Origin of the sequence: Clostridioides sp. ZZV14-6345 (assembly GCF_020657775.1) — a bacterium.
GTDB lineage: Bacteria > Bacillota > Clostridia > Peptostreptococcales > Peptostreptococcaceae > Clostridioides > Clostridioides difficile_D.
The window spans coordinates 1-22,873 of sequence record NZ_JAGWCX010000030.1; the positions used below are offsets into that span (position 1 = coordinate 1).

Here is a 22,873-nt window from a genome sequence, read left to right on the forward strand (position 1 = left end):
TTAGAAGAATACACACTTTATTTTAAAGACCCTTTAAATTAAATCACCAACAACTTTTACTTTTATAAGAAGTGCATTACCAGGAAGGTATGCAAGCGGAACATCTTCTATATTTAATACTTCTATAGTATCTTCTTTAGCACCAGCTTTTAGAGCTTTATTTACAGCCTCTTTTTTTGCATCTTCTATAGCATCTTCCCTAGACATTTTATCTAAACTGTATACTTTTTCTACATCTCCACTTATTTGTCCTAAAGCTGCACCAATAGCATTTGCAGCAGTATAGTGAGGAGGTCTTATAACATTACTTATACCTCTTAGTTTTTCAGGAACAATTATACTTCCTCCACCAGTTAAAACCAATTCAACATCATCTTGACTAGTCTTCATTTGGTCTACAGCATCTTCTAATTTTAAAATAACTTCCTTATATACCTCATCACAATACTCTTTATCTAAATTTTCAACATTACTTTTTCTATCTTCAAATGCCATATCTAACTTTGTAACAACATCTGATAAAGTTAAAGTATCTCCACCAAATATTATTGCGTCTTCAGTTATTTTATATCCCACACTTTCAGGACCTATCTTTATATTATCTTTTTCTCCTTTTACACATGTCCCACCAGCAAGACCAATAGTTAAAACATCTGGCATTCTAAAATTTGTGTGTACTCCCCCAATTGTAACTGGAATTGATGATTCTCTAGGGAATCCATTGTATAGTACACCTAAGTCACTTGTAGTTCCTCCAACATCTAGTACTATTGCATTTTTTACTTCTGATAAGAAAGAAGCCCCTCTTATAGAATTTGTTATTCCACATCCAATTGTAAAAATCGGGTATTTCATTGTATACTCTAAATTCATTAATGTTCCATCATTTTGACTGAAATATATTTGAGCATCTATACCTAAATCTTTAAGTGCTTTTTCAAATCCTAAAGATACAGCTTTGCCTACTTGAGATAATGCAGAATTTAAGATAGCTCCATTTTCTCTTTCTAATATACCTATATTGCCTATTTCATTTGATAAAGATATAGGAATGTCCCCTAGAATTTCTCTAACCCACGTTGCAACTTCTTCTTCTTGTTGTTTATTTACTGGAGCAAATACTCCACTTATTGCAACACTTTCCACTTTGTCTTTTATTCTGTTGCAAAATTCTACAACTTCATCCTTACAAAGTTCATTTATCTTTCTACCATCGAACTCATATCCACCAGATACCAATATTGAATCTAACTCTATTTTTTCTCTTAAATCTTCTGGCCAATCTATAAAAGGAAGAATAGCAGTAGTTGCTGGTTTCCCTATTCTTATCATAGCCACATTATTAAGTCTTTTTCTTTCTACAATAGCATTCGTACAATGAGTTGTACCAAGCATAGCATATTTTATTAAAGAATGGTCAATTTTACTTTCATCTATAACTTTTTTTAAGGCATTGTAAACACCAGTTTCAACATCTTTTGTAGTTGCCACCTTAACTGAATGAATTACTTTTAATTCCCCATCCAGTATACAAGCATCTGTATTTGTTCCTCCAACGTCAATTCCTACACGATACATCAAAATTTCCTCCTAAACTTTTTATTTTCCTTGTAATTCTTCTACTGTTTTATATTCAACATCATATCCAAAGTATCCAGGTCCAACTGTCTCAATTCCTTTTTCTGTTCTCCATTTTTCATTACAAGGAAAAGCTACTACCATAACACGAGAACCGTATTTTATTCTTTCTGTAGTTATTGGAAATCCAGTTTCTAAATCTAATACTGCTATCAAGTCTGGTGTAATACAAAGTGGTGTATCACCTTTTTTTGCAATTAAATTCTCATTTTGGAATAATATAGAGTACTCTCCATCATATTCATTAATTCCAGCAAAAAAGGCATGTCCTCTAGTAAATCCACCTTTCAACTCTCTCTTAATATCAATTACTTTTCCTTCAAACAATTTGTATCCATTTAATTCTTTTAGTATATTTCCAACAGCACCTTTTGAATCGGATTTATTTTCAAGTAAAAATCCTCCTATAGTTTCAGCTATTGTAAGTGTATTACCTATAGCAGCTTTTTTAACTTGAGCCCCACTTAAATTATAGTCACTAATAGAAGAACTTCCTCCCATTTCTACAGTTAAGGTTCTAGCCAGTCTTTCTGACCAAATTCCATCCACAGGATAAAGAATAGCAGAATTACCTTTTTCATCAGACATTACAGCAGGAGATGCCTCATATCCTTCAAGATAAAAAGTTACCATTTGAGCTTCAGGAAAAGCTCTCCCCATAGAATCTGCGTCTAAGATAGGAAGTCCTTTTTTTGCAGCAACTGCTATTGGCATAAGTGAATTTATCCCACCTATTTCTATAGGAATTATAACATCTACTTTTCTATTTAATAATTTTTCCATTATCTCTAAAGGTGTAGTTAATTCCACTTCAGAAAGTAATTTTTCTATTGTAATTACAGGAGAACCCATACCAGATACTGGAACTACTAGAGCATCATCATCAAGTTCATCCAAGCTTATTACTTTTACAGGACCATACTTTTTAATTGCTTGTTTTGCAACTAATTTACCTACATATGGGTCACCTCCACCTCCAGTTCCAAGTACTGCTGCACCAACTGCTATTTTATCTACACTTTCTTCTGTTAAAAATCTCATGTTACTTTCTCCTCATATTTCAATTTTATTTTATACTTTATAAACAAACTTCATTATACTGCTTTGTCTATTTCTTGCTTATTTTTCACTGAACAAAGCACTTTTCCAATAATAGATTGTACTATAAATCCTGCTATAAATCCATCTAAAGGAGCTATAGTAGTAAGAGTTATAAATCCATATGTTGAAAGGTAAGTTATTAATATACCAATTATCCAAGACACTATTGAACGTTTAACTATTGGTTTATATAATACACCTTTATCAAAACCTTTAAGCTCTTGCTTTACTATGTAATATTCTGCTGTATATACACCACCAACAGGTGCAATTACAATTCCAAGTAAATTCAAAAATCCTATAAAACCTTCATATATTCCAAATACAGCTAATAATGTAGCCACAATACCAAGAACTATAGTTAATACTTTCTCAGGAGCTTTCTTAAGTACAAGAGCTATACTTAGTGATGCTGAATATACATTACTTGTATTTGTAGTCCATTGAGCTAATGTAAGTACAATTATACCTGGTATAGCAATTCCTAATGTAATAAAAATTCTCATAATATCAGAAGTCCCCATACATTTTACTAATATTATTGAAACTATTATCATAAAAGCATTTCCAAATTGTATTCCTAAGAAACTTGAAAGTGCACAATCTCTTCTACTTTTAGCCCAACGGCTTATATCAGGAGATACTATTGCACCAACTATTATTATACTCATTGATAAAGAAACTCCACCTGCAAATGTCATAGTAGATTTCATATTATCATCAACTGGAATTCCATTTGTTCTAAAGGCTAAAAATATAGTTAACATCATAAGAATTAATAAGAATGGTACTGAATATACACTAAGCTTTTCCATTGCTTTATATCCATAAATTGCAGTACTCATCATCAAGAGACCACCTATGAGACTTAAAATCTGCATACTCACATCTAGATTAAATATATCTTTTATTATTATCTGTGCATTTTGGGCAAAGAAACCTACTTGAACTCCAAACCACCCTAATAGAGAAACCCCTATAACTAGAGAAAATATTTTTGCTCCAGCTTCTCCAAATACATACTTTGTTATCATAGATGTAGATAAACTTGTAGATGAACCAACCAAAGAGCATGTAGTATACAAAATTGCAGAAAAAAATGAACCAACAATTACTGACAATATTGCTTGTTTCATTAGCATACTCTGTGCCAACTCAGCCCCTAAGATAACAGATGATAAATCCACACCTATTGCTACTAAAACTGAAAACATAGCTACCCAACCACGTTTTTGATTCTCTGGAATCTGTTCCAGAGCATAGTTAATTTTTTCTTCTTCCATTTTCATCCCTCCATTTAAATCGTAAAGCCACTGACTTTAGCATATTTTACAATTTTCTAATTTATAAATTTATTAACTATCATATTTTTATACTTTTCATTTAATATATAGTTTTAAATTTTCTGAAATAAGTTTATAATAAAAAACGCCTCTTGGAAAAATCCAAGAGACGAATATAAATCCGTGTTACCACTCTTATTAGTAAAAATTAATTTTACTCACTCATTTTCTTAAGGCGAATTAAACCACTATTATAATATAATTACAATAGTATTCTCCAAAGTCCTTTTCACATAAATTCCAATATTAGTTCTCAGCCAAATCTAACTCTCTGTAAAATTCCTTTATGCTACTTTCTTCTTCTACGAATATATAATATTGATTTGTAGTTAATTTATGATTTATATCATAATATATATGCAATATTTTGTCAACTTAAAAAGTCAATTACTTGCATTTTTTAGTTTTATATGTAATTTTTTATATTATTACTATACTTATATTATGTATTTTTTTTAATTTCATCAAAATTTATCTTTTTATACTTTATCATCTATAAATTTACAGCATGAATAATATACACTTAAATAATTAATTTTATATAAAATATCTTTCAAAGTATATAAAAAAAATATTATATTTTAAAATTACAAAACAAAAAGCTATGATTTTACGTTCATAGCTTAATATAATTATATTTTAATAGTAATTTTATTGAATTATATCTATTGAATCTTCAACTTTTATAATACCTTCCTTTATAACTTTTACAAAAATTCCCTCTCGTGGCATTACACAGTCTCCTGTCAATTTTTTAATTTCACATCCACTGTGACACTTTTTTCCTATTTGAGTTACTTCAACTTCACATTGCCCTATTCTCAACTTTGTACCAATAGGTAGTGAAAATACTTCTATTCCCTCTGTAGTTATATTTTCAGCAAAATCTCCAAATTTTAATTGGTCAAAACCCCTCATTTTCATTTTATCTATACTTTCTTTTCCAAGTAAGCTTATTTGACGATGCCAGTTCCCTGCATGTGCATCTCCAACTATTCCATGATTTACTTTTAATTCTGCACATTGTACAGGAACCTTAATTACACCCTTTTTCTCACTTATATTTATTGATACTACCTTAGCCATATTTCCTCCAAATTTTCACCCATATATTATTAATTTACTCGAACTTAAAATCTCCTGATTTTCCACCATTCTTCTCCACAAGATGTATATTACTTATAACCATTTTTTTGTCAACTGCTTTACACATATCATAAATTGTAAGTGCTGCTAAAGAACATGCACTTAAAGCTTCCATTTCTACTCCAGTTTTTCCAAGAGATTTACAAGTTGCATATATCTTAATAGCAGACATAGAATCATCTATATCAAACTCCAAATCACATCCAACTAATTTAATCTGATGGCACATTGGTATATTTGAAGATGTATTTTTAGCTCCCATTATACCTGCAACTTGAGCTACAGATAAAACATCTCCTTTTTTTATCTGACCATTTTTTACTTTTTCTAAAGCTTCTTGGCTGAGAGTAATTGTAGCTGTTGCCACAGCTGTTCTTTTAGTATCATCTTTTTCACTTATATCCACCATCTTGGCATACCCTTTTTCATTTATATGTGTTAACATTGCTTATCCTCCAATTTCATACATACGCCTATTTGTATCACTACATTTATTTTCTATTAAATGATGTTTTTCTGGTTTTTGTTTTATTATATCTTTCATAGATTCTCTAAATAACAATGGTTTATGTAAAAATGGTTTTATATCTATCTCTTCTTTTGAATGGAGACATAATTTTATTGCACCACTAGAAGTAAGTCTAATACGATTACAAGTGTTGCAAAATGAACAGCTTAATGGAGTTATAATTCCTATTCTTCCTTTAGCTCCTTTAAACATATAATATTCTGCTGTGCTTTTCTCATCATTTTTAACTTTATATAAACCATATATTTTTTCAATCATTTCTTTTACATTAAAATAACCCTTTTTATAAACTCTATTAGCCTCACCTAATGGCATCAGCTCTATAAATCTTACATCAATTGGTGATTTAACTGTTAAAAACATAAAGTCTTTAAGTTCATCATCATTAAATCCACTTATAGCAACACAATTTAGCTTTACTTTTATGCCTAAATTTAAACACGATTCAATCGATTTTAAGACATCTTTTAAATTTCCACCTCTTGTTACAGATTTATATTTATATTCCTTCAAAGAATCTAAACTTATATTTACTTTATTTAAACCACATTTTTCAAGCTCAAATATTCTATCAGAAAGTCCAATAGCATTAGTGGTCATTCCAATATTATTTATTCCACATTCTTCTTTTGTAAATTTTATAAGTTCATTCAAGTTAGGATATAAAAGAGGTTCTCCTCCAGTAAATCTAACTTTTGTTATTCCTTGCTCTGCCATAGCCTTTATAATAAATTTGTAATCTTCAAAACTTAAATTTTCATTTATATAATTTTTATCAAATTTTACATCTGGTGGCATACAATAAACACACCTTAAATTACACTTATCTGTAAGTGAAATACGAAGGTAGTCTATTTTTCTTCCATAATTATCAATCATACTCTATCTACCTCTTTGTCTATTTTTTATCTATCTAAATTATGTACTATTCACTTTTTTTAGTGGCACATTCTGTAGATTCTCCTCTTAAAATCTCTATACCATGGTCTAAAACATCAATGATAAAACTCAGATTTTCAACTGCACCTTTTGGACTTCCAGGTAAATTTATTATTATAGAATTTTTTCTTATTCCACTTACACCTCTACTTAGTATAGCTTTTTTGGTAATTTCTGTAGATTTCATTCTCATATATTCACTAAGACCTGGTATCTCTTTTTCTAACACCTCTTTAGTTGCTTCTGGAGTTATATCTCTTTTTGAAAAACCAGTACCTCCATTAGTAAGAATTAAGTCTATTTTATTGCTATTACAAAGTTTTATAATATTTTCCTTTAGCATTTCCTTATCATCTTTTATCAATATGTATTCAATAACTTTGTAAACTCCTGTATTTTCAACAAATTCAGTTAATTTTTTTCCTGTTATATCTTCTCTTTTTCCTTCATATCCTTTATCACTAAGTGTTATAATTGCAACATTAAACATATAATTTCACCCCTCTATACATTGATTACGCCCCTATAAACACAAATCCATTTAATAAAATCTACTCTATTTTATTTACTTTTTCCTCAGTAATATAACATATTATATTTATTTTTTTAATTATATCACCTATTAATACATACATTTTTTATTATTCCAACGTTCTCAAAATGAAAGATATTACTTTATAACTATATCAAATACAAAACTAGTATATATGTAATTTATATAACAAATGTGCGAGTACTTTCAATTTCTATAATTATTATAACATTATTAATATTTTTCTCTACCAATAAAATTTTTAAAGTCTATACCATATATTATATAATATAATTTTACTTATTTATATAATATCAGCCTAATTTTATTGTCATAATGATTAAAATTCTCTCTTATATTAGTTTTTTCAAATAAAAAAAGGCACCCATAAAATTTTTAAAAGATGCCTCTTTTTAACTATTTATATTTTATTTTCCAACCACATCATTATCATCTTCTAAAATAACTGCTGTTCCATAAGCAAGAATTTCTGCTGCACCTTGCATAACTGAAGCTGAAGACAGTCTGAATGCTATTACTGCATTTGCACCTTTAGCTTTTGCATCTTCAACCATTCTACCTATGGCAATTTGTCTTGCTTCTGTAAGCATTTCATTATATCCTGTAAGTTCTCCTCCAACAAGATTTTTAAAACTTGCTCCTATATCTTTTCCAACATGTTTTGCTCTTATTGTACTACCTCTTACTAGTCCTAAAACTTCTGATATCTTTTTGCCTTCTACTTTTTCTGTAGTTACTATTAACATAATATATCAACTCCTTAGTATCCTATTTAATATATTATATCATGTAATCCATAATCTTTTAACAAATATTGTAACTTAATGTTTCATTAGCAAATCTATACTATAAAATAATATGTTCTATTAACTAGTTATATCTTTTATTATTAAAATATATAATCTTATCTAGTCAACTCATCATACAAGCTTAAATTATATTCTACATTTAATTTTAAGTCTTTAGTCTTTTTAATCATCATTTCACTAAAGCTTCCTTTTTCAAACCATATATTTTGTATATCCAAAAGTTCTACTTCTTCTAAAATTACATCCATCTTAGACTGTTTGTCAATAATGGCTACAACATCAATATTGTGTGGAACATCTTTTAAGCACTCATACACATCTATACCATCAATAGGTTTCTTCTCTTCATCTATAGCAACAACTTTATACATATTCTTTTTAAGTTCATCTAATATTTTATATGCTTTGCTTTCTTCATCGCTATTATTTAGTATTACTGCCCAAGAATCGCATTTAAGTAAATTCATAAACTCTCCTCCATATAAATCCTACTCTATTTTACAATCATAGCTAATTAAACTCTAGTTAATTTTTCATACTCATCAATAGTGTTTACATTTAAAAATAAATCTTCTTCATCAAAGTATATATAGCTTTTATCTATTTTGTCTATAAGGCTTCTGAGCTTTAAATCATTTTCCCCTATACATAAAGATACCTTATTTATTATACTCTTTTTATATCCAGAACACAATGGTTGTAACTTTCCATTTGTCACCGAAATCACACTTTTGTCATCCATTTCATTAGCTATTCTTTCAACCACTTTATTATTTAGATATGGCATATCACATGCAACTGTAACTATATCATACTTTGCATATTCAAGAGCAGTATATATTCCTCCAATTGGACCAACATTTTTTACTATATCATTATAAACTCTAATATCATATTTAGAATATAATTCTTCATTATTAGATATTATTATTACCTCATTAAAATTTTTAAATATCTCTATTGCAATTTCAATAAAAAGCTTTTCATGTAGCTCAAGAAAGGCTTTATCTCTCCCCATTCTAGAATTTTTTCCTCCAGCCAAAATCACACCTGTTCTCTCTATACAAATCGCCTCCTCTAAAATAATTTTATTTAATTCATATATATTTGAAAAATGGCGCACTAGCGCCATTTCAACATTGACTTATTACTCAAAGATTTGAATAATTTTTTCTTTAAATGCATTCATAAGCTTTTCTTTTTCTTCTAAATATTCACCATAGCATTCATATTCTCTACATATGCAATTTATAATTTCACTTGATGTGAAGTTTATTTTTTCAAGATTATAGTTATATAAAATTTCAACACTATCAATCTCACTTATACTATTAAATATATAAGTATACATATCTTCAATTATAAACTTACTGTCTTCTTCAAATTGGCATAATAGTTGTTCTCTATTCTCCTCTAGCAATACATTTTCTTTTATAAACTCTACAAAGTTTTCAAAGTCTTCTGTATTGTTACATGGCTCTATTTCAAATAATATTCTAAAAAATAAATTCCATGGAAATTCCGTATTTAATCTACTTCTAAAATGATTTCCTAGGTCTTTACAAAATTTATCATCAAATGTTGGTTCTCTTTCAAATTCTATTTGATCATTAAAGTTTATATCCTTATTTACAATTTCATTTAATCTTGCAAACTCATCAAGCATAAAATTGCCTAAAACTTCATCACTTATATCTTGTTTATTAAAAGAATAACTTAATATAGTTTCACATGGTTTTTTAAAATCCACAACGAAGCCTATACTTTTGTTCATTTTTTCAGAAAAAGCATCGTATACTAATTTCGCAAACAACTTTTCAATTTCTTTTTTGCTTACTTTCATATTAAAAGCTTTTCCTGAGTGAAAGTTTTTATAAATGCTTAAAAGCTGATTATCTATCATAGTAAGATTATTCTTTATAGAGTCCATCATATCCTTTATAAATTTATCAGCAAGTAAATATGTATTATTTTTATAAATTATTTTATGTTCAATTTCACTCCAAAACACATTTACAAGAGATTTAATTTGAAGTTCAAATTTTACTTCTCTATCTAAATATGCAAAAACACCATCTATTTTATATATTTCAAATCCATTTTTTTGCTTATTAGGTTGCCTTTCAGACAATTTTAATTTAATGTTCTTATTTTCTTTATTATAATAGTTTATTTTGTCATCTGTTTTATTAAAATATCTTCTTAAAAGTCTATATATCTTGTTTTCATCTTCAATAAATCTGCACTCAATTCTTAAACCTATTAAGTCAGAAACATTATGAATAAGGTTACTTGCTTCTCCATATTTCTTTAAATATCTATTTCTAATTATCTTTTCCCTTAAACTTGATTCTGATTTTATTCTAGAGTTTACATTTATATATTCTTGATTCTTTTCATCCAAAATATTTTCAAAATACTCTTCTATTTCATCTGATATAGTTTCTAATGTTGGAGACATTGTTCTCAACATATCAATAGACTCTTCAATAAAATCAAATTCTTTTAATCCCATAAATTTTTACACTCCTATGTTTAATAACTGTTAGCTATTTCAGTCCTTTATATTTAATTACACTCTTATTTTAACATTTTTTCCTACCATAAGTAAGTATTCTCCAAAAACCTTCATATATATTTCAAATTAATATTAATTTATTTAGCTTTTTGACTTTTATTTTTATTTTTTTACTAATTTATCATATAAAACAATAGTCAGTAGTCTAAATGAATATAATTCAATAAATTAGACGAGAAAATATATATTTATTATAATTTTTTGTCATTTTTTATATAAAATTATTTTTATACAAATATATAAAAATAACAAATCAATACTTAATCAAACAAGAAATATAACAATTAAGACTATGTCTAACTAGATAATAACTCAAAACATCCTTAAACATCCTTTTAACTTGTGTAAAGTAATTAAAATTAGATAGCTAAATTTGTTTTATATAATTGAATTTTTTATATGTACTTAAAAATACTTATTAGAAATTTACTAAATTTATAAAATTTTTCTCATGAACAAGTTGCTAAATTACTTAATGGCAATTTATTTCTGATTCCAAAAAATAAATTGCCATTAAGTAATTTAGTGGCAATTTATTTAAAAATATCTTTTTATTCTTTTATATAATTTCTAAATATATTAAATAAAACTATCTTTAACTAAAACCCTATATATATACCTATTGTTAAAAATACTAGAGATAAAGCTGTTAAAATCAACAATATAGGCATTATAAATCTTACCCATTTTGAAAATGGAATATGAGCCACTGCAAGTGCTCCCATCAGTACTCCTGAAGTTGGAGTTATAAAATTTGTAAGACCTACACCAAACTGATAAGCAGTTACTATTACTTGAGCTGATATGTTAACCAAATCACCAAGAGGAGCAAGTACAGGAACTGTAAGTGAAGCAAGACCTGAAGATGATGGAATTAAAAATGCCAATGCAGCTTCCAAAAAGAATGATAAATATACAAATATAACCTTTGGAAGTCCTCCTAAAAAGGCTGCCGCGGAATTTAATATAGTATCTATTATAAATCCATTTTGAGCAATTATTACGATTCCACGGGCTAAAGCTATCGCAAGAGCTGCTGATGCTAAATCTTTTGCTCCATCTATAAAACTTTCTGAAATTTCAATTTGAGATAATCTACCAACTAAACCAGAAAGTACACCTATCGCAGCAAAACACATTGATATTTCTGGAATGTACCATCCTTGACTTAAAACACCCCAAATCATTATTGCCATCCCTATTCCAAATATAGCAAGAACAGACACTTCTTTAAAAGTAAACTCTTTTATTTCTGTTGAAGTTTGGTTAAGTATTGATTTATTATTTTTATCTATTTCATATACTATTGAACTTTCAGGATTTTCCTTTACTTTCTTAGCATAATACATGACAAACGCTATACTGATTAATATATATGCTATAAAAATAACTACTCTGTATGTTACTCCTGAACCAGGAGCAAGTTGAGCTAGTGCCTGTGCAATACCAACTGAAAATGGGTTTATTGTTGAAGCAGCGGCTCCTGCTGCTGCGCCTATAAATACAATTGCTATGGCGGTTAGAGAATCATATCCTAATGATGTCATAAGTGGAACAAATATCATATAAAATGGTAATGTCTCTTCTGCCATCCCAAATGTAGTGCCTCCAAGTCCAAATAAAATCATTGATATTGGAATTATAAGAAGTTCTTTTCCTTTAAATTTAGATATAACTGATGCTATTCCTGCCTCTATAGCTCCAGTTCTATTTACAATACCAAAAGCACCTCCAACTATTAAAACGAAGCCCACTACCTCAGCTGAATCAATAAAACCTTCTATTGGTGCTTTAAAAACATCTGCAAATCCTTGAGGATTACTTTCTACACTTTGATAAGTTCCTGGTACAACTACCATTCTACCTTCTACATCTTCTCTACTAAATTCACCACTTGGTACTATCCAAGTCAATATTGCCATTAAGACTATTAGTAAAAATATTATTGTAAAAGTGTGTGGTATAATAAATCGTTTCTTTTTACTGTCAGTCATTATAATGTCCTCCATACTTTACTAAATTTTAAATCTTTCTAGGATATTATTTAATCTCTCTGACTAAAGTTTTCCCTTTTTATAAATTTTTATTAGTAAAGATACAAAATAAAAAGCTAGCTTTTAAAACTAAAGAGCTAGCTTTTTCATTTTTCTTTAAATTAAGGATTCCACATACTATTTTACTAATTCAATTTTTTCATTATAATTTAAGATTGTTTTTTTAATATCTTTAGATTTCATTATAGTTGACATTACAGCAAAATCATCACAGTATTTTAATGTTTCTTTGACATTAGATGGTAAAATTCCCCCAAGTGCAACTATTTTAATATCAGTAATCTCCTTCGCTTCTTTTAAAAGTCTAATTCCTTTTGGATTTACTCCTTCTTTACATTTAGTTTCATATATATGTGATAATGTTATGTAATCTATTTTTATGTTTTGATTTCTTATTAATTTTTCTAAAAACTTTACTTCCTCTATTTTGTGTAAAGATAATCCTAGTATTTTATTTCTATTAAAATTACACTTATTTTCAATTAAATTCAAGAATAACTTAAAGGGAAGATGAATACCTTGACAATCTACTTTTTCAAAAAATTCAATATTACTATTTATTATAAAGTTAACATTAAACTTATTCCCACTTTCTTTCTGATTTATATTAGTTTTCAAATTTTCATTCGATATTTGCTCTTGAAAATCTATACAATTGATTTTGGTTTTTATTTTTATATATAATTTTTTTAATTCTTCATATTCTAAATCTTTTTCTCTTATTATGATATTTTCTACACCACTCAATATAGACTCTTTAATAACTTCTAAATATCGTTCTTCGCTACACAACTTTCTATTTGTTATCAAATACATTTAAAATCTTTCCCAATCTTTAAATACATGCTGATAACCAATTGAGTTTAACATTTTCTCTACATCTTTAACAGTACTTTCATCATTTATCTTAAATTGAGCAGTATCATGTTCATCTTGAGAGTGACCTCCTATATCAGTAGATACACCTGCACTCAACTTAGTTACTCCTAAAGGTATTATATGACTTCTCATTTCCAAATTCTCTCTAGTCGATATATTTATGGCTGCATGAGGGTCAAATAATCTCATACATACCATAGCTTGGACTAAATCAGTATCACTTATATCTACTAATTCTTCAAAACAGCCTTTAAAAGGTCTCATTCTTGGTGTTGAATATGAAAGCTCAATATGAGGATATTTTGTTTTTAAATATTTCCCATGCAATATTGTAAAAAAAGTCTCTTTTCTAAAATCATTTAACCCTAAAAGTGCACCTATTGATAGAGTCCTCATACCTGCTTTTGCACCTCTTTCAGGAGCATCTAACCTAAATTTATAATTTGATTTTGGCCCTTTTATATGGACTCTTTTATATATTTCCTCGTCATAAGTTTCTTGATATACTGTTAGTCCTTCAACACCTTTATCTACAATATACTTATATTCCTCTACTTCCATTGGATAGACTTCTATACCTATAGATGGAAATTTATCTCTTAATATTTCTATAGCTTCACCTATATATTCTACACTTGAGTGAAAACTACTTTCCCCAGTCAAAACAAGTAAATGTTTAAAACCTTCCTTTGAAATTGCATTTCCCTCTTCTCTAATTTCATCCATAGTTAATTTTTTTCTTTTTATTCCACTTTTTATATTATAGCTGCAATAAACACATTGATTAACACAGTAATTTGCTATATACATTGGCGTATATAAACATACAGTTTTTCCAAAATATTGAACACTTAATTTATGTGCTTTTTGTGCCATAGCTTCTAGATGTTTTACAGCAGTTTTAGAAAGCAAATTTAATACATCAAAATCTTCAAGCTTGTCTTTTAATAAACTTCTTAAAACATCATTATCTGCAACATTATTTAAATATCCATCAAAATCAAAATCTCTATATTTTTCTATTACATCATAAAAACTCATAACCAATCACCACTTTCTATAAATTGCCTAAAAAACCTGTTAAAGGAGAAGACGCATTTGCAAATTCTGATACACTTCCTGTTTTTGCGAGATATGCTTCTCTTCCTCCTTCCACAGCTAGTTTGAATGCTCTAGCCATCTGTACAGGGTCTCCTGCTGAAGCTATTGCAGTGTTGACAAGTACTGCATCAGCTCCCATTTCCATAGCTTCCATAGCTTGAGATGGCTTTCCAATACCTGCATCTACTATTATTGGTATATCCAACTCATCTATCATTATTCTTATCATTTCCTTCATTTGAAGACCTCGATTTGAACCAATTGGTGCTCCAAGGGGCATAACTGCTGCTGCATTAGCTTCTATAAGTCTTCTTCCAGCATAAAGGTCTGGTGTCATATATGGAAGGACTATAAATCCTTCATCAGCAAGTATCTTTGTAGCTTTTATAGTTTCTTCATTATCAGGAAGTAGGTATCTAGTATCTGATATTACTTCTATTTTTATAAAATCTCCACATCCCATTTTTCTAGATATTCTAGCTATTCTTACAGCTTCTTCTGCATTAGTAGCTCCTGATGTATTTGGAAGTATTGTCATTTCTTTTGGAATGTATGTTAATATGTTTTCTTGTTTGTTATCTAAATCCACTCTTCTAAGTGCCATTGTTATTATTTCGCTTCCACTTTCTTTTATTACCTCTGGTAATATATTATTTGAACCATATTTACCTGTTCCAACCAATAATCTGCTACTGAACTCATGTCCAGCAAGTACCAATTTATCCATATTCTTTCCCTCCATGTTCAATTTTTTTAATATTCAATCTTTTTAGTATCTAATTTTAATATTTACATATCTATAAGTATTTGTGTTGCTAAATTTGCCATGTGATTTGCACAGATAGCAACTCTTGGACCCATAAGACCTTCACCAAATTTAGCTTCATTTACAAAATCTCCACATATATAAAACTTGTCTTTTATTTTCTTAGTAGTTATTATATTTGAATCATAGTAACCTGCCATACCTGATGATGCTATTAGGTATTTATCTTTAAAATTTATCAATACATAATTACAAACCTGTGCCTTACATGAAGCATCATCAAAGGCTTCAATTATCAAATCTGAATCTTTAATAACATCCATATTATGTTTGTTTAAAAAAATATCTCGTTTACTTAATTTTATAAACGGATTTATTTTTTTTATATTTTCTATCATAGCATCAGTTTTTAGTTTTCCTATATCATCTATAAAATACTGCTGTCTATTTAAGTTAGATGGCTCTACGACATCATAGTCTATAAGTAAAAGTTCTCCTACTCCAATTCTAGCTAAAGAGATAGCTATATTGGAACCAAGTCCCCCTAATCCCAATATAGCAACCTTCCCTTTTTTTAACTTATTATGCACATTTGGAGTATGTCTAGCAATCAACAAGCTTTCCAACTCATCAAATGATGGTTTAATTCCCTTTTGTATAAGTGTTAACTTATCATTTTCACAAAGTGGCATATCTGCTTTAATTGGATACCCATTTAACACTAACACATCACAGTTTTGCTTATAACTATCTCTAACTTTGTAGACAGTTGTATTTTCTTCAACATTTGTTAATACTTCATTTACAAATATTTTTATTTTAACCACCTCCAATAAAGCTAATAAGTTCTACAATATCCTCATCTTTTAATACATATGTACTGTAGTTAGATTCTTCAATTATGTCTAGATTTACTTCAACTACGACTCTATCACTCTTTAAATTATACTTATTTAATAAATCTATTACAGTCAATTTTTCTTTAAACTCAATATCTCTTCCATTAACCTTCACTAAATCACCTCCTCTTTTCAACTTTTTTTATTCTAGTCACAAATTATATTAAATTAAGTTCTTCATTGTTTAATATTTTCTTAACTGTTCTCATTGAACACATTTTTCCACACATAGTACAGCTATCTTCATGAGTAGGAGTTGATTCATCTCTGTATCTCTTAGCCTTTTCAGGGTCTATTGCAAGTCTAAACATCTCACACCAGTCTAAATCAGCTCTAGCTTTACTCATCTTATTATCCCATTCACGAGCACCTTTAACATTTTTAGCTATATCTCCTGCATGAGCAGCTATCTTTGCTGCTATTATACCTTCTTTCATATCATCTAAATTAGGTAGTCTTAAGTGCTCTGCAGGAGTTACATAGCATAAAAAATCTACTCCTTTAGCACATGCTAAAGCTCCTCCTATTGCACTTGTTATATGGTCATAACCTGGTGCTATATCTGTAACCAATGGTCCAAGAACATAAAAAGGTGCTCCATGACACAATCTCTTTTCTAATACTACATTTGCTTCTATTTCATCAATAGCCATGTGACCAGGTCCTTCTATCATTACTTGTACATTTCTTTCCCATGCCCTTTTAGTAAGTTCACCTAATACTACAAGTTCTTGAATTTGAACACCATCAGTAGAATCTTTTATACAACCTGGTCTACAAGCATCACCTAAACTCAATGTAACATCATATTCCTCACATATATCTAATATTTTATCAAAATTAGTATAAATAGGATTTTCCTTATTATTCAGCTCCATCCATGCAAATAATAAAGAACCTCCACGAGATACTATATGAGTTAATCTTTCATGATTTTTTATTTTTTGGCAAACACTTCTTGTAAGACCTGCATGTATAGTAATAAAATCAACCCCATCAATAGCATGTTGTCTTATTACATTTAAAAATTCTTCTTCTGTTATATCTTTTAATTCTTTTTCCAAATATCCCACTGCATCATACATAGGCACTGAACCTATCATTGCAGGTGACATTTCAACTACCTTTTCTCTAAATTCTCTAGTTTTACCATAGTTACTTAAATCCATTATAGCTTCAGCTTTCATGTCTATTGCTACTTTTACTTTTTCAAGTTCTTTTTCTATATCCTTACAATCTCTTGAAATTCCTAGATTTACATTTATTTTTGTTCTTAAATTTTTACCTACACCTTCTGCACTTAAAGATTTATGATTTTTATTAGCAGGTATAACAACTTGTCCATTTGCTATTAATTCTCTTAATTCATTCACATCTACTTGCTCTTTTTGAGAAACGATTTCCATTTCTTTAGTTATTATACCTTTTCTAGCAGCATCCATTTGTGTTGTATAGTTCATATTACAATCCTCCAAGATTAAAGTTATAGTTTTTGAAAATAAAAAAAGTGCTTTTCCTTGTTTGGAAAGCACTCTTATAATCATATATACACTCAGACAAATTTACCCTAATATTGAATAATTTGTCTATTTATATAACAAAATTATATTAAAAAGCTTCCCTTCGCAAGCATTATCTTGATCAGGTTATTAGGGTTTGTAAGTTACGGCTTTATCTCTCAGCTAGCCAATTCTAGCGCCCCTAGCTCTAAATTTTTCATCATTTTTACAAATTCAGTATAACACAGCAAAAATGTTAGTTCAACACAATAATACAAATTTTATTTTTTAGTCTGTTAAAAATTGCTCTGCTATAATATTATTTTTTAAGTTTTCAAGATAAGAGTCAAGTATCACAGCCCTTATATTTTCATACTTTATTGAATCTGGAAGTTTTCTTTTTATATTATTTAAATTATCATAACCTACTTTTTCACAAACATCTAAAATCATTTTCTTTTTATCTTCATTATAAAAATTTTCTAATCCTAATTCAAATGATATGCTATGCCCATCCTTTACATAGTCATATACATATCCGATAATGGTTGACAATGAAACTTCTATCTCTTGACTTATACTTTGTATATCTTTTCCTTGATTCAGCAAATCTAATGCTATTTCATTATTTTTTCTACTTTCTCCATCTAGTATTAACTTCCTTTTACCTTTTTTCTCCCAAATAATATTAATATCATTTTCTTTCACATATTGTTTGACTTCATCCAATATACTAGCTCCATACTTTTCAATTTTTACCTCACCTATACCAGAAATATCTTTTAATTGTTCTTCATCAAGTGGATACCTTCCACTTATTTCTTTTAATGCTTTATTGGCTAAAACCATGTATGGAGGTAATTTTTCCTTCGTTGCATATTCTTCTCTAATGACTAATAGTTTTTCATATAAAGCTTTATCTGTATTGACCTCAAGGAAGTCACTATTAACACTTTCTAAATCGACATTTTTTTCTTTATCTTTTTTATTAATGTTATTTTTTTCGACATATTCTTTAATTACTGTTTCAAAATCTTTACCATATTTTTGATACTTAATTTCTCCTACTCCAGAGATATCTAGCATTTCTTCTTTATTAACTGGATAACTACTAGACATAGCTCTAAGTGTACCATCTCCAAATACCATATATGGAGCTATCCTTTCTTCACTTGCAATTGAGTGTCTAAGTTCTCTTAAAACACTATATAACTCATTTTCAACTTCTAATGATTTTGTCATCACAATTTCCTTGAATTCTACTTTCACTTGACCTTTTAAAACTTTCATAGACATCTCATTCAATCTTATAGTTGGAAAACTCCCTCTATTTCCATTACCTAAAGTCTCCACTAAATCTAAAAAACCATGAGAAACCAATGTATTTATAAAATTCTTTAAGTCTTCGCTTGAATAATCTCTCATAATGTTATATGTAGATAAAGTATTCAATCCAAGTTGTAAAATCTTTTTATTCTTAGACCCTCTAAGGACATCTACAATTGTAGTGACACCATAACTTCTTTTCATTCTAGCTACACATGAAATAACTTTTTGAGCATCTACAGTTTTATCTACTATTTCACCTTCTACTAAACAGTTACTACAATTGTTACAATTATCTATATAGTTTTCTCCAAAGTAATTCAATATTGTCTTTCTATAGCATGAATTACTGTAAACTAAGTCAATCATATATTGAAGCTTCTTATGTTGAAATAATTTTCTTTCAGGATTTTCAACGCCAATATCGATTAAATATTTTTGTATATGTACATCTCCTGGAGAAAATAAAAGTACACACTCACTTTTTTCTCCATCCCTACCAGCTCTACCTATTTCTTGATAGTAATTTTCTATACTTTGAGGCATATTGTAGTGTATAACCCATCTTATATTGGGTTTATCAATCCCCATTCCAAATGCGTTTGTTGCTATCATTATATCTACATCATCATTTATAAAATCTTCTTGATTTTTACTTCTTTCATTTTTAGATAGACCTGCATGATATTTTGACACAGATATATTTCTTTTAGATAACCCATTATATATATTTTCAACTTCCTTTCTAGTCGCAACATATATAATTCCAGACTCATTTTTATGATTTTGAATATAATCTAAAATATATTTATTTTTACTAGATGATTTTACTATATTTATTGATAAATTCTCTCTATCAAATCCAGTTATATAATAGTCTGGATTTTCTAAGCACAATAAATTTATTATATCAGTTCTTACTTCTTCTGAAGCTGTTGCTGTAAATGCTGTAACTATAGGTCTTTTAGGTAAACTCTTTATAAAATCAGAAATCCTTCTATAACTCAACCTAAAATCATGTCCCCATTGAGATACACAATGCGCTTCATCTATTGCAATTTGGCTTATATTGTTATTATTTATTAGTTCAAGAAACTCCTGCGCATCTAATCTCTCTGGAGCAATATAGAGCATTTTATAATTATTTTTTCTAATATTACTTAGTATTTCATTAAATTCTTTGCTACTTAGTGAACTATTTATAAAAGCAGCGTTAATCCCCATAGTTTTTAAAGCATCTACTTGGTCTTTCATAAGAGATATCAGTGGAGAAATTACTATTGTCATTCCATCTAACATCAATGCCGGAAGCTGATAGCATATTGATTTTCCTCCTCCTGTTGGCATTATAGCTAATACATCTTTTTTGCTCAAAATAGAATTTATTATAGACTCTTGACCTTTTCTAAAACTTGTATATCCATAGTATTTTGATAGTATTTCTAAAAGTTTTTCATTCATATATTTCTCTCCTAATTTAAATTAATTAGACTTCTTTCCTGATTATGTTCAAATTTTTATTTTTATATTCACAATCGCGGTATTCCAAAGTTTATAGACATTCTATATTATATATTAACATATATTTTGAAAAAAATAGTTTGCAAAGTAAAATAATTTATGATACATTCTAAATATAAATTTAATACTTAATCTTCGGGGTAGGGTGAAATTCCCAATCGGCGGTATAGCCCGCGAGCTAAGGTAGAACTTGGTTGATTTGGTTAAATTCCAAAGCCGACAGTAAAGTCTGGATGGAAGAAGATATATTTAATAAGTGTTTTTGTAGAGCAGTTTTGTTGTACACTTATTAATTTATTGTAGATTATTCTAAACCCTGAGTTAATTCTCAGGGTTTTTTGTTTAAAAAGTATCTAATTAAACAGGAGGTGTATATATTTTGAATTTTGTGAATCAAAAGGAAAAAGACATTTATTATATGAAAAAAGCTCTTGAACTAGCTAAAAATGGAGAAGGTTTTATAAATCCAAATCCGTTAGTTGGATGTGTAATTGTTAAAGATAGTGATGTAATAGGCAAAGGATATCATGAAAAATTTGGTTCTAATCATGCTGAAGTAAATGCTATAAACAGCGCTAAACAAAGTCTAAAAGATTCTACTCTTTATGTAAACTTAGAACCATGTTCTCATTATGGAAAAACACCTCCTTGTGTAGATAAAATTATACAAAATAAGATTAAGAGAGTTGTAATATCCACATTAGACCCAAACCCACTTGTTTGTGGTAATGGAGTAAAGAAATTGAAAGATAACAACATTGATGTTACTGTGGGAATATTGGAAAAAGAAGCAAAAGAATTAAACGAGGCATTTTTTTATTACATAAAAAACAAAAGACCTCTTTGTATTGTAAAATCAGCCGTGAGTCTAGATGGTAAAATTGCTACAAAATCACTAGAATCAAAATGGATATCTAATGAGTCATCAAGATATCTAACTCATAAATACAGAAATAAATATCAAAGTATAATGGTTGGCATAAATACAGTTTTAAATGATAATCCTTTACTAACTTGTAGACTTAATCAAAAAAAAGTATCTCATCCTACAAGAATAGTAATAGATACACATCTAAAATTACCAATTGATAGTAATTTGGTTAAGGATAAAACCAGTAAAACTATAGTTTTCACATGTTGCAAAGACAGTAACAAATTATCTATGTTAAAAGAAAATAATGTTGAAGTCATAATTTCTCCTTCAAAAAATAACTTAGTAGATTTGGAATTTGTAATTCATAAATTAGGAGAACTAAACATTGATTCTGTTCTAGTCGAAGGTGGTGCTACACTTAATGATAGCCTATTTAGAAATAAGTTAGTTGATAAAGTCAAATTATTTCTATCACCTAAAATTATAGGTGGTAAAGATGCACCTACATTCGTTTCTGGAGAAGGAATAAAACACCTATCAGATTCAACACAATTAGTAATCAATAATGTAACTTTAATAGATGGAGATGTTTTGATAGAATCTGATGTTTTAAATTAAATTCTGTGAATACATGTATATAGGAGGTTAGAATGTTTACTGGTATAGTAGAAGAAGTTGGAATACTTAAAAAAATTACTGCTAATGGTAAAAGCGGAAAAGTAACCATACTATCAAACAAAATATTGGATGACACAAATCTTGGAGATAGTATAGCTGTAAATGGGGTTTGTCTAACTGTTTCAAATCTTGGGAAAAATGAATTTACAGCAGATGTTATGATGGAAACAATTCGTTCCACAAATTTAGGTTCACTAAATGCAAATGACAAGGTAAACCTTGAGAGAGCCATGAGTCTTTCTTCAAGATTTGGTGGTCATATAGTGACAGGTCATGTTGATGGTAAAGGTACTATTTGCAAGTTTGAAAAAGATGAAAATGCAGTTTTAGTAAGCATACGACCTGATAAAAAACTTTTATCAGCAATAATACCTAAAGGTTCTGTTGCTATTGACGGTGTGAGTTTAACTATATCATATTTGGATGATGAAATATTTAAGATTTCTATTATACCTCATACTAAATTTAACACTACTCTCTTAACAAAAAATATTGGAAACTTCGTTAATTTAGAAAGTGATGTAATTGGAAAGTACGTTAATAATTTTATAATTAATAACTACAAGGAATTAAATTCTAATAGTAGTAATTATAAATCAAATATAGATAAAGATTTTTTATTTAAAAACGGTTTTTAAAA

Annotated in this window: 21 protein-coding genes, 2 riboswitches and 1 other annotated feature; of the genes, 2 read left to right on the forward strand and 19 right to left on the reverse strand. The window is 28.4% G+C overall.

The window, feature by feature from the left end:
• Positions 1-33 precede the first annotated feature (33 nt).
• From KGF39_RS09730 to recQ, 19 genes are all read right to left on the reverse strand, one after another.
• Positions 34-1,578, reverse strand: a complete 1,545-nt coding sequence (locus tag KGF39_RS09730; RefSeq protein WP_227822159.1) for a hydantoinase/oxoprolinase family protein — start codon at positions 1,576-1,578, stop codon at positions 34-36.
• A gap of 21 nt (positions 1,579-1,599) precedes the next feature.
• Entirely contained in the window at positions 1,600-2,679 is a 1,080-nt protein-coding gene (locus KGF39_RS09735) for a DUF917 domain-containing protein (RefSeq protein WP_107594096.1), read from the reverse strand.
• Positions 2,680-2,732: 53 nt separating this feature from the next.
• On the reverse strand, positions 2,733-4,022 hold the full coding sequence (locus tag KGF39_RS09740; RefSeq protein WP_227822160.1) for a cytosine permease: 1,290 nt from the start codon (positions 4,020-4,022) through the stop codon (positions 2,733-2,735).
• A gap of 162 nt (positions 4,023-4,184) precedes the next feature.
• Positions 4,185-4,396 (reverse strand) — a binding site (T-box leader).
• Between the two features lie 337 nt (positions 4,397-4,733).
• Positions 4,734-5,168 carry an MOSC domain-containing protein gene (locus tag KGF39_RS09745; RefSeq protein ID WP_054273708.1) on the reverse strand — a complete coding sequence of 145 codons (435 nt, stop codon included), beginning with the start codon at positions 5,166-5,168 and terminating at the stop codon, positions 4,734-4,736.
• A gap of 34 nt (positions 5,169-5,202) precedes the next feature.
• Positions 5,203-5,673 (reverse strand): cyclic pyranopterin monophosphate synthase MoaC, encoded by a 471-nt coding sequence (gene moaC, locus KGF39_RS09750; protein WP_054273707.1) that lies wholly within the window; start codon positions 5,671-5,673, stop codon positions 5,203-5,205.
• Between the two features lie 3 nt (positions 5,674-5,676).
• Positions 5,677-6,636, reverse strand: a complete 960-nt coding sequence (gene moaA, locus KGF39_RS09755) for a GTP 3',8-cyclase MoaA (protein ID WP_054273706.1) — start codon at positions 6,634-6,636, stop codon at positions 5,677-5,679.
• A 46-nt stretch (positions 6,637-6,682) separates the two neighbouring features.
• Entirely contained in the window at positions 6,683-7,186 is a 504-nt protein-coding gene (locus KGF39_RS09760) for a MogA/MoaB family molybdenum cofactor biosynthesis protein (protein ID WP_227822161.1), read from the reverse strand.
• A 470-nt stretch (positions 7,187-7,656) separates the two neighbouring features.
• Positions 7,657-7,995, reverse strand: a complete 339-nt coding sequence (locus tag KGF39_RS09765) for a heavy metal-binding domain-containing protein (protein WP_227822162.1) — start codon at positions 7,993-7,995, stop codon at positions 7,657-7,659.
• 158 nt (positions 7,996-8,153) lie between these two features.
• On the reverse strand, positions 8,154-8,525 hold the full coding sequence (locus KGF39_RS09770) for a CoA-binding protein (RefSeq protein ID WP_054273703.1): 372 nt from the start codon (positions 8,523-8,525) through the stop codon (positions 8,154-8,156).
• Positions 8,526-8,572: 47 nt separating this feature from the next.
• Complete coding sequence (locus KGF39_RS09775) at positions 8,573-9,190, reverse strand: molybdenum cofactor guanylyltransferase (RefSeq protein WP_227822163.1); 618 nt, start codon at positions 9,188-9,190, stop codon at positions 8,573-8,575.
• Between the two features lie 15 nt (positions 9,191-9,205).
• Positions 9,206-10,573 carry a GTP pyrophosphokinase gene (locus KGF39_RS09780; protein ID WP_227822164.1) on the reverse strand — a complete coding sequence of 456 codons (1,368 nt, stop codon included), beginning with the start codon at positions 10,571-10,573 and terminating at the stop codon, positions 9,206-9,208.
• A gap of 662 nt (positions 10,574-11,235) precedes the next feature.
• Positions 11,236-12,630 (reverse strand): YfcC family protein, encoded by a 1,395-nt coding sequence (locus KGF39_RS09785; RefSeq protein ID WP_227822165.1) that lies wholly within the window; start codon positions 12,628-12,630, stop codon positions 11,236-11,238.
• A 177-nt stretch (positions 12,631-12,807) separates the two neighbouring features.
• Positions 12,808-13,506: a thiamine phosphate synthase gene (locus KGF39_RS09790; protein ID WP_227822166.1), complete on the reverse strand. Its 699-nt coding sequence runs from the start codon at positions 13,504-13,506 to the stop codon at positions 12,808-12,810.
• Positions 13,507-14,610 carry a 2-iminoacetate synthase ThiH gene (thiH, locus tag KGF39_RS09795; RefSeq protein ID WP_227822167.1) on the reverse strand — a complete coding sequence of 368 codons (1,104 nt, stop codon included), beginning with the start codon at positions 14,608-14,610 and terminating at the stop codon, positions 13,507-13,509.
• A 16-nt stretch (positions 14,611-14,626) separates the two neighbouring features.
• Positions 14,627-15,397: a thiazole synthase gene (locus KGF39_RS09800; RefSeq protein WP_227822168.1), complete on the reverse strand. Its 771-nt coding sequence runs from the start codon at positions 15,395-15,397 to the stop codon at positions 14,627-14,629.
• 62 nt (positions 15,398-15,459) lie between these two features.
• Positions 15,460-16,263 carry a thiamine biosynthesis protein ThiF gene (thiF, locus tag KGF39_RS09805; RefSeq protein ID WP_227822169.1) on the reverse strand — a complete coding sequence of 268 codons (804 nt, stop codon included), beginning with the start codon at positions 16,261-16,263 and terminating at the stop codon, positions 15,460-15,462.
• A complete protein-coding gene (thiS, locus tag KGF39_RS09810; protein WP_227822170.1) occupies positions 16,256-16,450 on the reverse strand; it encodes a sulfur carrier protein ThiS in 195 nt (64 codons plus the stop codon). Before thiS ends, thiF begins: the two co-directional genes overlap by 8 nt.
• A gap of 43 nt (positions 16,451-16,493) precedes the next feature.
• Positions 16,494-17,795: a phosphomethylpyrimidine synthase ThiC gene (thiC, locus tag KGF39_RS09815; RefSeq protein ID WP_054273695.1), complete on the reverse strand. Its 1,302-nt coding sequence runs from the start codon at positions 17,793-17,795 to the stop codon at positions 16,494-16,496.
• 141 nt (positions 17,796-17,936) lie between these two features.
• Positions 17,937-18,048: riboswitch (TPP riboswitch) on the reverse strand.
• Between the two features lie 74 nt (positions 18,049-18,122).
• The gene (gene recQ, locus KGF39_RS09820; protein WP_227822171.1) at positions 18,123-20,621 is read right to left on the reverse strand and encodes a DNA helicase RecQ; all 2,499 of its coding nucleotides are present in this window, start codon (positions 20,619-20,621) and stop codon (positions 18,123-18,125) included.
• Between the two features lie 187 nt (positions 20,622-20,808).
• A riboswitch (FMN riboswitch) is annotated at positions 20,809-20,930 on the forward strand.
• Positions 20,931-21,060: 130 nt separating this feature from the next.
• Between recQ and ribD the strand changes: the two genes are divergently transcribed.
• On the forward strand, positions 21,061-22,173 hold the full coding sequence (gene ribD / locus KGF39_RS09825) for a bifunctional diaminohydroxyphosphoribosylaminopyrimidine deaminase/5-amino-6-(5-phosphoribosylamino)uracil reductase RibD (protein WP_227822172.1): 1,113 nt from the start codon (positions 21,061-21,063) through the stop codon (positions 22,171-22,173).
• Positions 22,174-22,205: 32 nt separating this feature from the next.
• A complete protein-coding gene (locus KGF39_RS09830; RefSeq protein ID WP_227822173.1) occupies positions 22,206-22,871 on the forward strand; it encodes a riboflavin synthase in 666 nt (221 codons plus the stop codon).
• Positions 22,872-22,873: the final 2 nt, after the last annotated feature.